General features: G+C 71.8%; 7 protein-coding genes. 5 read left to right on the plus strand and 2 right to left on the minus strand.

The window, feature by feature from the left end; all coding sequences use genetic code 11:
* Positions 1–121: 121 nt before the first annotated feature.
* The 5 genes from JIG36_RS50420 (at position 122) to JIG36_RS50440 (ending at position 8349) form a co-directional block, all read left to right on the plus strand.
* Complete coding sequence (locus tag JIG36_RS50420; RefSeq protein ID WP_203384087.1) at positions 122–1042, plus strand: aromatic prenyltransferase; 921 nt, start codon at positions 122–124, stop codon at positions 1040–1042.
* A 42-nt stretch (positions 1043–1084) separates the two neighbouring features.
* Positions 1085–2851 carry an FAD-dependent monooxygenase gene (locus JIG36_RS50425; protein WP_203384088.1) on the plus strand — a complete coding sequence of 589 codons (1767 nt, stop codon included), beginning with the start codon at positions 1085–1087 and terminating at the stop codon, positions 2849–2851.
* Positions 2852–2905: 54 nt separating this feature from the next.
* Complete coding sequence (locus tag JIG36_RS50430) at positions 2906–4426, plus strand: FAD-binding oxidoreductase (RefSeq protein WP_203384089.1); 1521 nt, start codon at positions 2906–2908, stop codon at positions 4424–4426.
* A 72-nt stretch (positions 4427–4498) separates the two neighbouring features.
* Positions 4499–6118, plus strand: a complete 1620-nt coding sequence (locus JIG36_RS50435) for a prenyltransferase/squalene oxidase repeat-containing protein (RefSeq protein ID WP_203384090.1) — start codon at positions 4499–4501, stop codon at positions 6116–6118.
* 122 nt (positions 6119–6240) lie between these two features.
* Complete coding sequence (locus JIG36_RS50440) at positions 6241–8349, plus strand: MMPL family transporter (RefSeq protein WP_236050161.1); 2109 nt, start codon at positions 6241–6243, stop codon at positions 8347–8349.
* Between the two features lie 54 nt (positions 8350–8403).
* Here the strand turns inward: JIG36_RS50440 and JIG36_RS50445 are convergent, their stop codons facing one another.
* Together JIG36_RS50445 and JIG36_RS50450 are read right to left on the minus strand one after the other, a co-directional pair.
* The gene (locus JIG36_RS50445; RefSeq protein ID WP_203384091.1) at positions 8404–11055 is read right to left on the minus strand and encodes an AfsR/SARP family transcriptional regulator; all 2652 of its coding nucleotides are present in this window, start codon (positions 11053–11055) and stop codon (positions 8404–8406) included.
* Positions 11056–11059: 4 nt separating this feature from the next.
* Entirely contained in the window at positions 11060–12016 is a 957-nt protein-coding gene (locus JIG36_RS50450) for an AfsA-related hotdog domain-containing protein (RefSeq protein ID WP_203384092.1), read from the minus strand.
* Between the last annotated feature and the right edge of the window lie 669 nt (positions 12017–12685).

Raw genomic sequence — 12685 nt, forward strand, 5'->3', positions numbered from 1 at the left:
CCCCCCCCCGCGCCGAGCCGGTCCCCGCCCAGGGGCCGGCTCGGCGTCTGTCCCGGGCCCGCCAAGCCGCGTCAAGTCGCGCACAAGGGTGGGCCAAGCGCGATGACCCAGGGTTGCGGGCATGGAGCGCCAACACACGGATACGGCCGAAAGCCTCTACGCGGTCATCGAACGGTCCGCGGCGGTGCTGGGGGTGCCGTGCCGCCGCGACCGGGTCATGCCGATCCTGACCATCTACGGCGACGCCCTGGCGCACGCCGTGATCGCGTTCCGGGTGGCGACCGGCCGCGACGGCTCCGGCGATTTCGACTGCCGGTTCACCGTCCCGCTCGACGCCGACCCCTACCAGCTCGCCGTGGCGAACGGACTGCTGGCACCGACCGCTCATCCGATCACCGGTCTGCTCCCGGACGTCCGCGAGCACTGCCCGGTGGACAGTTACGGCATCGACTTCGGCATCGTCGGCGGTTTCAAGAAGGTCTGGCTGGTGCTGCCGCGCGGTGACCTCCAGTCGGTGTCCGGACTCGCCGGTCTCGCGTCGATGCCGGCCAGCCTCGGCGGGAACCTCGACTTCTTCGCCCGGCACGGCCTGGGCGACACGGTCGGCCTGCTCGGCGTCGACTACCGCAAGCGGACCGTGAACATCTACTTCGGTGAGCCACCGGCCGGCGGGTTCTCGCCGCAGGTGGTCCGCTCGATGCTGGCCGAGACCGGCCAGGCCGAGCCGAGCCCGCAGATGCTCGCCCTGGGTCGTCAGGCGTTCGGCATCTACGTGACCCTGAACTGGGATTCGCCGAAGGTCGAACGCATCTGTCTCGCCGTGGCGACCGCGGATCCGACCGAGCTTCCCGTGCCGCTCGACCCGCGGGTCCGGCTCTTCGTCGACCACGTACGGGCCTCCGAATCGAATACGAGATTCGTATACGCCGTCGCCTCCCAGCCGGACGGTGAGTACTACAAGCTCCAGTCCTATTACCGCTGGCAGGCCGAGGTCGCCGACATCATGCAGCTCTCCGACGGGGCTCTCGCCGACCCGGTCTGACCCGCCCGTTCCCACTCCGCGTCTGACAAAGGAAGGACAACCATGGGGGCACTCGAAGTTCCGGTTCTGATCGTGGGCGGTGGCGGCACCGGCCTGTCCGCCTCGGTGCTGCTCTCCGACCACCAGGTCGGCCACCTGCTGGTGGAGAAGCGCGCCGACACGTCGAACCTGCCGAAGGCGCACTACCTGAACCAGCGCACGATGGAGGTCTTCCGCCAGCACGGGCTGCTGACCGACGTGTCCGGTCCGGCCGCGCCGCCGGAGAAGTTCGGCAAGGTGCGCTGGAAGACCACGCTGACCGGCCGGCAGCCGCTGGACGCCAAGGTGATCTACGAGATGGACGGTTTCGGCGGCGGCGCGCTGCACGAGACGTACGCGGCGGCCGCGCCGGTCATGCCGGTCAAGCTGCCCCAGGTGCGGCTGGAGCCGATCCTGCGCCGGCACGCCGAGGAACGTAATCCCGGAGGTGTCCTGTTCGGGCACGAGCTGACCTCGCTCACCGACACCGGCGACAACGTCGTGGCCGAGATCCGCAACATCGAGACCGGCGAGCTCACCACGGTCACGGCCAAGTACCTCGTCGCGGCGGACGGCGGCCAGACGGTCGGCGCGTCCGTCGGCGTGGAGATGCAGGGCCTGCCCGCCCTGTTCGACGCGACCACGGTCTACTTCGCCGCCGACCTGTCCGAGCACTGGACCGACGGGTCGATCATCACCTGGTACCTCAACCCGTACCGGGCCGACCACTCCAGCGCGCTCATCGAGATGGGACCGACCTGGGGCCGGCACTCCGAGGAGTGGGGGATGCACATCTCCCTGGCCGGTGTGGACCGCGACGACGAGCAGGCCGTGATCGCCCGGGTCCGTGAGGTCCTGGGGTTGCCCGAGCTGGAACTGAGCCTGCTCGCCGTGACGTCCTGGACCGTCGAGGCGGTACTGGCCGAGCACTACCGCTACGGGCGGGTGCTGCTCGCCGGTGACGCCGCGCACCGCCAGCCGCCCGCGGTCGGGCTGGGCCTGAACTCCGGTGTGCAGGACGCGCACAACCTGGCCTGGAAACTGGCCGCCGTGCTCGAGGGCAAGGCGCCCGACAGTCTGCTCGACACCTATGAGGCGGAGCGGCGCCCGGTCGGCCAGTTCAATCTCGGCTGGGCCATGTCCGCGGCGTCCCACCACCAGGTCGTGATCGACGCCGCCGTCGGTCTCGGCGCGCACGTCCCGCCGCAGCGGCGGACCCAGATGTTCTTCGGCTACTTCGCCCCGTCGCCGGCCGGTGCGGCCCAGCGGGCCCGGGCCGCCGAGATCTTCGCCACCCACCGGGCCGAGTGCCAGGCCCACGACGTCGAGATCGGTTTCGCGTACGAGACGGGGGCCGTCGTCCCGGACGGCAGCCGCCCGCCGGCCCGGGCCCCCCTGGGCGACGTCTACCGGCCGACGACCCGCCCCGGGCACCGGCTTCCGCACGCGTGGATCGAGCGTGACGGCGAGCGGCTGTCCACCACCGACCTGGCCGGCTCCGGCGGTGGCTTCGTGCTGATCGCCGGCCCGGACGGAGCGTCGTGGGCCGAGGCGGCCACGCACGTGAGCGAGAAGCTGTCGGTGCCGATCGCGGCGGTCCGGATCGGGCCGGGCGCGGACTACGCCGACGTCGACGGCGTCTGGGAAGCGGTCCGGGAGGTCACCGGTGACGGCGCCGTTCTGGTCCGTCCGGACAACCACGTCGCCTGGCGCAGCAGCGGCGGCAGCGACGACCCGGCCGGCACCTTGAGCAACGCCGTGTCGCTCGTGCTGGACAACGAGTCCCGCTGACCGGGCGCACGCCGGACAACCTCGCGACAAGACGAAAGACGAAAGAGGCAGTACGTGATTACTCGAAGGTCACTCCTGATCGGCGGCGGCGGGGCCACCCTGGCCACGATCGCGCTCCCGGGTGCCGCGAGCGCCGGGAGCCAGGCCCGGAACCGGTGGAACCGGCTGCGGGACCGCCTGCAGGGCCGGCTGGTGCTGCCGGGCTCCCCGGACTACCAGACGGCCAAGCAGCTCTACCAGGTCCAGCACGACGTCACCAGCCCGCGGGCGATCGCCTACTGCGCCTCGCCCGCCGACGTCTCCCTGTGCCTGCGATTCGCCCAGGACCAGGGCATCCCGGTCGCCGCCCGCAGCGGCGGGCACAGCGCGGGCGGCTACTCCACGACGCCGGGTCTGGTCATCGACCTGTCCGGGCTCAACTCCGTCGTGCTCGCCCCCGACCACACCACGGTGCGGCTGGGGCCCGGCGCGCAGCTCATCGACATCATGGCCACCCTGGCCCCGGCCGGGCTCGGCATCTCCGGCGGCTACTGCCCGACCGTGGCCGCCGGCGGCTTCCTGCAGGGCGGCGGGATGGGCCTGTTCACCCGCACCATCGGCATGGCCTCGGACAAGGTGACCTCGGCCCAGGTGGTGCTGGCCGACGGCCGGACCGTGACCGCCTCGGCGACCCAGCATCCGGATCTGTTCTGGGCGCTGCGCGGCGGCGGTGGCGGCAACTTCGGCATCGTGACCTCGTACGACATCACCCCGAGCCCGCTCTCCGCGGTGACCGCCAGCAACCTGGTCTGGACCTACGAGCAGGCGCTGGACATGCTCGACGGCTGGACCCGCTGGCTGGTCGACGCGCCGTGGTCGATCGGGGGCGGCGCCAACGTGACGCTGGTGGACGCCGGGCCCAGCAACATCCCGACCGTGGGCATCACCCTGGGCTCGGTCGACACCGGTCCCGCGTACGCCGCCGAGGTGCAACGGCTCATCTCGCTGGTCGGTCACGCCCCGGCGTTCAACCAGACCTTCACCGCGCCGTACCAGCCGATCATGATGAACCTGTACCGGTGCACCGACCTCTCGGTGACCCAGTGCCACCGCAGTGACACGTCCCCCGGCGGGCAGATCCCACGGCCGGAGTACGGAGCCTGGCGCGGCCGGTTGTTCGACGAGGTGATGCCGCGCGACGGATGGTCGCGGGCGCTGTCGGTGGTCGAGGGCACGGCGCGGATCGCCGGGCAGAGCCGGCAGCTGCAGATCTCCGCTCTCGGTGGCAAGGCCAACACGGTGTCGCGGACGGCCACCGCGTACGTGCACCGGGACACCGACTACTCGGCCAGCTTCCTCACCTCCAACGCCAACCCGGTGACCGAGGACGTCAAAGCCGCGGCGCTGCAGTTCGTCGACGGTGGCTTCGCGGCGGTCGACCCGTACTCGAACGGCGAGACGTACCAGAACTTCATCGACCCGCGCCTGCCGGACTGGAAGCGCTCGTACTACGGCGAGAACTATCCGCGGCTGGCCCGGATCAAGAGCAAGTACGACCCGTACAACGTGTTCCGTTTCGCGCAGAGCGTGCGCTGACCCACGCACGGCGGGACCCCGGGGGCCGGTGAGTGATCACCGGCCCCCGGCTTCTGCAGACAGGAGCAAGGTATGAGAGTCCCGGCAGTGATCCGTTCCGCGCCGATCGCATGTCCCGCCGAGCTCGACCCGCGACACGTCCACGCCGCCACGTCCCGGCTGCTCGCGCGCCTCGGCGACCGGGTCGGGCCGGACGGGGCCATCGACGACCGCTGCCGGAGCCGCGTGCTGGAATCGGCTCTCGCGCTGGCCCTGATGACCCGGACCGGCCTGACCTCGCCGGCCCGGGACCGCGTCGTGGTCTATCTCGAGGCCCACCGGGACGCACCCGACAAGCTGGACCGGGTCCTCGCCACGCTGGCCGTCCGGCATGCCTCGGGCCGGGCCGGCGACGAGGACGCCGCGCTGGTCGCCCACCTGACCGAGGGTGTCCTGGGTGCGGTGCCCGGGTTCATTTCCGTACGCCGCCGCCGGATGGTGTCCGCGGTGCTGTCGGTGCTCGGCTGCCCGGTGCCGGCCGACGTCGCCGCCGCCGGGGGAGACGCCCCGGCCGGGCCGGCCCACTCCTGGTCCGTGGTGCAGCAGGCCGCCGTGACCCTGATCCTGGCCGCCGCCACCGGTGCCGGGGACGTGTCCACCGCCGACGCGTTGGACACCTTGCTGGCCACCGATCCGGCCACGTCGGTGTGGGAGAGCTACGTGCTGATGCACCTGCTCACCCTGCACGGGATCGCCGGTGTGGCCGGGCACGAGGCGAGGGTCCGCGACGGCCTGCAGGTGCTGCTGCGGCACCAGCGCGACGACGGCGGCTTCCCGTTCATCGCCGAGATGCAGAACTGGTGCACGGCCACAGCCGGGCTGGGCATGGCCGCCGCCGGGGCCGAGCCGGGCGTGTTGGGCGCGATGGGCCGGATGCTCGCCGCCCACCGCGGCGGTGCTCGGCTGCGCTCCCTGTCGCTGGGCGCGGAACTCACCGGCGGCTGGTCGATCGCGCCCGCGGTGGCGCTCAACGACGTCGACAGCACCGCCTGCGTGCTGGAGTTTCTCCAGGCCACCGATCCGGCCGGGTTCGGCGGCACCGTGCGGGACGGGGTGCGCGCCCTGCTGGCCGTCCAGGGCGAGGACGGAGGCTTTCCCACGTACGTCACCGGTGCCGCCTCCGAACCGTGCATGACCGCGGCGGCCGTCGGGGCGCTGGCCGCCGTACCCGCTACCGCGGCCGCGCGGCGTCGTGCCCTGGGGTTCCTCGCCGACAGTCAGCAGTCCGACGGGGGCTTCGAGCCGGGCTGGAGCCGCAGCCGGCTGCACACCCTGTTCCGGGCACGGCTCGCCGCCTGCTCCGCGGAACCGGACGACCGGCGCGCCGCGACCCTGGCCGCCCGGATCGAACGGACGGTCGGCGAGACCCAGAACGACGACGGCGGCTGGGGTATGCAGCCGGGCGACGCCAGCGACGACATCAGCACCGCCTACGGCCTGATCGCCCTCTGCTACGGCTCCGACCCGCGGCCGGTCGGGCGGGCTCTGTCCTGGTTGCTGGCTCGCCAGAACCCGGACGGCGGGTTCAGTGGCCCGCCCGACATGGTCGGTCCCCGGCCGTTCCCCTACCACCTGCCGGTCCTGACCGACGCGCCGGTGCTGCTCGCCTTCGGGCACGCCCGCGCCCGGATCGCGGTCCCGCAGACGGTTTGAGATCCAGCTCACACCACCCGGTCCCTCTGTCACGAACGCCGCGGCGGGCTCGTCGCAACGCTGAACCCCTACGCGACGTACCGTCCCCCGTCCTCGCCGGACCCGAGCACGAAGGAAAGCGCATGTTTCGAAGACTGGCGTCCTTGCCCAGCGGCCGGGTGGCGAAGTGGATAGTTGTCGCCGTCTGGCTGGTAGTGCTCATCCCGGCCGGTGCTCTCGCCGGCAAACTCAGCGATGTCCAGCAGAACGACAACTCGGCCTGGCTGCCCAGCAGTTCGGAGTCGACCGAGGTGGTCGACCGGGCGGCGGCCTTCCAGACCGGGGACACCCTGCCCGCGATCGTGATCTACGACCGGCCCGAGGGCGTCACACCGGCCGACATGGACAAGGCCAAGGCCGACGCCCAGGCCTTCAAGGGCATCACCAATGTGGTGGGTGAACCGCAGGGCCCGGTGATGTCGCAGGACGGCAAGGCCATCCAGACCGTGGTCCAGGTGTTCAAGGACAAGTCGGGCTGGGACGGTCTCGGCAAGGTCGTCGACTCCATGACCGACATCGGGACGGCCGACGCCGACGGTCTCGGTTTCCACGTCACCGGCGCGGCCGGCTACGCGTCCGACTCGATCAAGGGGTTCAGCAGCGGCGGCAGCCTGACGATGATCACCGGGCTGGTCGTCATCGTGATCCTGCTCTTCACCTACCGCAGCCCGTTCCTGCCGCTGGTGCCGCTGATCACCGTCGGCGGCGCCCTGGTCGCGGCCGAAGCGGTGATCTACCTGCTGGCCAAGAACGCCGGGCTCACCGTCAACAACCAGACCAGCTTCATCCTGACCGTGCTGGTGTTCGGCGCCGCCACCGACTACGCCCTGCTGCTCACCTCGCGATATCGCGAGGAGTTACTGCGGCACGAGGACCGGCACGACGCGATGGCCGAGGCCCTGCACCGTTCCGGCCCCGCGATCATCGCCAGTGCGGCGACCGTCGCGATCAGCCTGATGCTGCTGATGCTGGCCAGTCTCAACTCGACCAAGGGCATGGGGCCGGCCAGCGCCATCGGGATCGTCGTCGGCCTGCTGGCCATGATCACCCTGTTCCCGGCGTTGATGGTCATCTTCGGCCGCTGGGTCTTCTGGCCGGTCAAGCCCGCGTACGGCTCGACCGTCGCCGCGAAGGTGTCCGTCTGGACCCGCATCGGCAACCGGATCTCCGGCCGCCCCCGGCTCGTGTGGATCAGCACGGCCCTTGTCCTCGGTGTCATGGCGCTCGGTGCGCTCGGTCTCAAGGCCGACGGACTCTCGAACAGCGACCAGTTCACGAACAAGCCGCAGATGGCCGTCGGCGAGGAGCTGCGGGCCGCCCACTTCCCGTCCGGCTCGGGCGACCCGATCTACGTCGTCGCCCACGCCGGCGCGGCCGAGCAGGTCAGGACCGCGCTGGCCGACGTGCCCGGCATCGTCGACGTCTCGCCGCCGGTGGTCAAGGGCGACGAAGCCATGGTGGTCGCGCAGCTCGCCGACGACCCGACCAGCAAGTCCTCCCTGCGTACGGTGGAGCAGGCCCGGGACGTGGTGCACAAGATTCCGTCCGCGGACGCGCAGATCGGCGGCAGCAGTGCGGTCCTGCTCGACACGCAGGCGGCGGCCGCCCGTGACTCCAAGGTGATCATCCCGATCGTCCTGGTCGTGGTGCTTCTGATCCTCGGGCTGCTGCTGCGGGCGATCGTCGCGCCGCTGCTGCTGATGGCGACCGTGGTCCTGTCGTTCGGTGCGGCGATCGGCGTCAGCAGCCTGGTGTTCAACCACGTGTTCGGCTTCGCCGGCGCCGAGTCCTCGTTCCCGCTGCTGACGTTCGTGTTCCTGGTCGCCCTGGGCATCGACTACAACATCTTCCTGGTCACCCGGGTCCGTGAGGACACGGTGCGGCACGGCACCCGCCGGGCCGCGCTGACCGGCCTGACGGCCACCGGAGGTGTGATCACCTCCGCCGGTCTGGTGCTGGCCGGAACCTTCGCGGCGATGGCCTCGCTGCCGCTGGTGTTCGCGGCCGAGCTCGGCTTCGCGGTGGCGTTCGGCGTTCTGCTGGACACCCTGATCGTCCGGTCGGTGCTGGTCACCGCGCTGACCCTGGACGTGGGCCGGTGGATGTGGTGGCCCAGCAAGCTGTTCCACCGGCACGACACCGAGCCGGAGACGGCGACGGCGGTCGAGCCCGGTCTCGAACGCGTGGGCTGAACCAGGCCCGGAGGGGCTCCCGCCGTCGCGGGGGCCCCTTCGGCGACTCCGGGGTCAGTTGCTGAGGCGCCAGAGCCCGGGCTGGATCTCCAGAGCCTCCGAGCCGGCGCGGCCGTCGAGCGTGGCGATCCGGTGGGCCGCGGCGAGCGCGAAACCCTCGAAGCGACGATGCCGCAGCCGGCCGGCGAGGACCGCGCACTCCATCATGGCGCGCAACGCGTCGTCGGGGCGGTTGTCGCCGAGGAGGCCGAAAGCCAGCGAGCGCAGGGCGTTGCAACTGCCCCACAGGTCCCCGGCCGTGTCCGACACCGAGAGCGCGCGCTCCGCGAGCACCCGCGCCCGGGCGTGGTCGCCGTCGGCGAGACGCAGATCGGCCAGGCCGACCAGAGCGCGGCTCAGCGGCTGGGCCAGGCCGGACTGCTCGGCGATTTCCGCGGCCCGCCGATAGCTCTCCTCGGCCTCGGGGTAACGGCGGCGCTGCCAGGCGAGATCCCCGAGCGAGGCCAGGCTCACCGCTCGCGGGACCGGGTCGCCGAGCCGGGCCGCGGCATCCATGGCGAGCTGCTGCGTCGCCTCCCAGTCACCCCAGGCGGCGACCGCCTCGAGATAGCTTCCCAGACTCTCGGCGAGCTGCCACCCCGGCCGCCACAGCTCCGCCTCGAACAGGGCACCCACCAGCTGGATCAGCGACTGCCGTTCGGCGGCGAACCAGGCCAGCGGCTCCTCGCCGACGATCGCCGCGGCCCGCTTCCCGGCCCCCGGCCCGGCCCAGAAGGAACGGCCGGGGGACAGCAGGTGGTCGGCGTGCCGACAGAGGTCCAGGTAGACCGTCCAGACACGGTCGAAGGCGGTCCGGGCCGCCACCGGTTCGTCCTGCGTGCTCAGCAGCTCCCGGGCCAGCACCGACAACAGCTCGTGGTAACGGAACCGGGCGGACCGGCCGGTGCCGAGGGTCTCCAGCAGCTGAGCGTCGACGAGACCGTGGACCACGGTGGCCGCCTCCGCCGGGTCGATGTCGAGCACCGCCGCGACCACCGACGGCGGGAAGCCTCCGGCCGGCAGTTGCGACAGCCATCGAAAGGCCCGGCGGACGGGTTCCGTGGCTGCGGCGTACCCGGAGAGCAGGACGGCTCGGACGTCGAGCTCGTGGATCCGGAGCTGGTCCCATCGGGACTCCGGCGAGCGCAACATCGCCGTGTACGCGGTGAGGTCGCCACCGGGTTCCGAGGCCACCCGCCGGCCGGCCGCCAGGAGCGCGATCGGCAGATTCCCGCACAGCGCGGCGACCTCGCTGACCTCGTCGGAGCGGTCGTACACGGCTTCGGCGCCCGCGGTCGCCGCGAACAGCCGGGCGGCCGGGCCGGGCTCCAGCACGCCGAGCCGGACGGATGCCGGGCCGGCGATACCGGTCAGGGGCGCGCGGCTGGTCACGACGACGGCGCTGCCGGGGGTGGCGGGCAGGAACGGCTGCACCTGTCCTTCGCTCGTGACGTTGTCGAGAACCACCAGGATGCGTTCGCGCTCGAGCAGTCCCCGTACCGCGGAGGCAAGCTCCTCGTCGTCGGTCGGGAGATGGCCGGTGACGCCGGTCCCGCGCAGGAAGGCGGCGAACGCCTCGGACCGTGAGCGCGGGCCGCCGGTGGGGGAGCGCATGTCGACGATCACGCGACCGTCGGGGAACGCCGTGACGGCCCGGTGCGCGATCCGCAGGGCGAGAGCGGACTTCCCGGCCCCCGGCATGCCGTGCACACCGACGCAGGCCGGGCCGGGGCGGCCGGCCGCGATCTCGGCCAGGGCCGCCTCCACCTCGCTCACCACATCGTCCCGGCCGATGAACTCGGCGGCCGGTGGCAGGCGGACGGCGTCGGCCCGGTGCCGGGTGTCCACGGAGGCCACGACGGCCCGATCGCGCAGCCCGAGCAGTTCCGGGTCGCCGTCGAGGACCTGCCGGTGCAGGGCGCGCAGGGCCGGGCCCGGTTCGATGCCGAGCTCGTCGACCATGGCCCGCCGCAGATCGACGAAGGCCCGGAGCGCGTCGGCCTGGCGGCCGGAGCGGTACAGCGCCACCATCAGATGGGCGTGCAGATCCTCGTGCAGGGCATACTCGCTGGTCAGGGCGCGCAGTTCGCTGACCAGCGCGTGGTGGCGGCCGAGGTGCAGGTCGGCGCGGACCCGATGCTCCAGGGCGTCCAGGCGCAGCTCGCTCATCCGCACCGCGGTGGCACCGAGGATCGGGCCGTGCGGCACGTCGGACAGCAGGGGGCCACGCCACAGCCGGAGTGCCTGGCGCTGCAGAGATGCCGCCAGGGCGTCGTCGCCCCGGCGGGCCGCATCCAGACCGCGCCGGTGGAGCCGCTCGAAGACGACCAGATCCAGCTCGTCCGGGTCGACGAGCAGCAGATAGCCGGGCGTACGGGTGACCAGCAGGTCGCGCCCCCGCTCCGGGTCCATCACCTCGAGAATCCGGCGCAGCTGGGACACGTACACCTGCAGGGTCATCGTCGCGGTGCGCGGCGGCCGTTCCGCCCACAGCTCGTCCGCGAGGGCCTGGACCGACACGACGGCGTTGGTCTGCAGCAGCAGCGCCGCCAGTGCGACCCGCAGTTTGGCCGCCCGCGGTGTGGCGTCCGCGGCGCCGGCGCCGACCTCCATCGGCCCCAGCACCCGGTATCTCAGGCCGGCCTCCACCGGCTCGACGCTCGGCACGGCCTCAGACGACCGCGGACAGCGACACTTCGGCCTCCGCCACAACGTCGTCGAGCTGGTGGATTGTCGTGCTGACCCGGACGACAGCGTCCCGGCCGGGGTCGTCGTCACCCGGGACGACCCGGGCGGTGCACGTCGACGGCAGATCGAGCCGGGCGGTCCCGGGCAGGCGTACGGAAGCGCGGGTGATCCAGGTGTGCAGCGCGCGGAACCCGCAGTCCCGGTTCGCGGTCAGCAGAGACGTCTGGCGGATGGCCTCGACCAGCAGCAGATCGGGCACGAGGCCGGTTCGCTCCGGGAAGAACACCAGGTTTCCCGGGTCGGCGACGAGCTCGGTGGTCAGCGTGCCGCCGGTGCCCTCCGGCGTGGACACGACGACGTTGCGCGGGTCGTGCCGGCCCACCGCGGACGGGGCGGCCCGGCCCGGGCGGCGTCCGGAGTCGTGCGTGCCGGCCCGTGACCGGCGACCCGCCCGATGCGGCGGCGCGCCCAGGAAGGCCAGGCCGGCGAGGCCGGTGCCGCAAGCCACTCCGTCGATCTCCATCGTGGCCCGCAGGCGGAGGTGTTCGGCCGTGCCGTTGCTCGTGGCGGTCGGCGCCACGTCGAGGTCCATCGCCATGGTGGCCGGGCCGTCACCGGTGCGCCAGGCGTCCGGTGCCGTCAGCGTGAACTCGAGGCGGTCGAGCCGGGCGGAACGGTTGCGGGGGACCCGGAACCAGCGCCGGCCGATGAAGGTCCCCACCTGCCGGGTGAGCTGCACGAACAGCTGGGGGTCGTGGACCCGGGCCGGCCCGTCGCTGAGCAGGGGGTGGTTGTGCGGCATGAGACCGGCGAGCGCGAACCGTTCACCTGCGGGCCGGGCGGGATCGTGGGGGTCGTTCCCGGCCGCCCGGGGCCGGTGGATCAGGTGACTGCTGGCGGCGCTCGCGATCCGCTCGGCATCCGTCAGTTGTTGCTCCATGTGGCCTCCTTGGCGGAGCCGGGCCGGTTGGTGCCGCGTCGGTGGACCCGAGGTCGCAATCCCTTAAGCCGCATCCATGCCGGGGCGGACACGATGTGCGCAGTCGTGGGGTTCGGCGAGAACGAGGGAGGCCGCGGATGGCACAGGTGCACATATGGTCGGTGGTGTGCCGGCGGCTGGAGACACTCGGTCTGCTCTGGGCCCCGGTGCACCCGGTCGAGTTGCAGCGCTCTGATGATGAGACGGCTCCGGTCGTTGACGGTCCGCCGGCCGGCGATCGGTTCGGACACACTCCGCGGCGGTGGTTTCCGCCCGGTGACTAAGGCCTCAGGGCGGACCGGCCGCGCGTCGAATGCGCTAGCGTGATGGCGTTCGCGGCGGCCGGCGAAATATGTCGTATCCGATGCCGGTTCGCGGCGGTGACGCAGATCAAGAATTTGCATGTTTTTCACCACCGCCTGATCCGATTCCGTCGATCTCTGCCTTTCAGAGACGGGTCGCACTGGCAAGTCTGGCACGCCGGTGTTGTTTTCGAGGGCGGGTGGATTCGCCCGATCAGGCATCTCGATAAGACGACCGACGATCCCTGGCCGACATTTGGGTGCCCTCCGAAAAGGAATTCTTTCTCCTCTTGACATGCGATGGACAAGTGTCGGGGAGAAAGGCAAG

The organism is Paractinoplanes ovalisporus (assembly GCF_016834655.1).
Lineage (GTDB): Bacteria > Actinomycetota > Actinomycetes > Mycobacteriales > Micromonosporaceae > Actinoplanes > Actinoplanes ovalisporus.

Bases quoted from the DNA above. Each gene is read 5' to 3' on its own strand.
- JIG36_RS50420 (WP_203384087.1), top strand. From the start codon at position 122: ATGGAGCGCCAACACACGGATACGGCCGAAAGCCTCTACGCGGTCATC.
- JIG36_RS50425 (WP_203384088.1), top strand. From the start codon at position 1,085: ATGGGGGCACTCGAAGTTCCGGTTCTGATCGTGGGCGGTGGCGGCACC.
- JIG36_RS50435 (WP_203384090.1), top strand. From the start codon at position 4,499: ATGAGAGTCCCGGCAGTGATCCGTTCCGCGCCGATCGCATGTCCCGCC.
- JIG36_RS50440 (WP_236050161.1), top strand. From the start codon at position 6,241: ATGTTTCGAAGACTGGCGTCCTTGCCCAGCGGCCGGGTGGCGAAGTGG.
- JIG36_RS50450 (WP_203384092.1), bottom strand. From the start codon at position 12,016: ATGGAGCAACAACTGACGGATGCCGAGCGGATCGCGAGCGCCGCCAGC.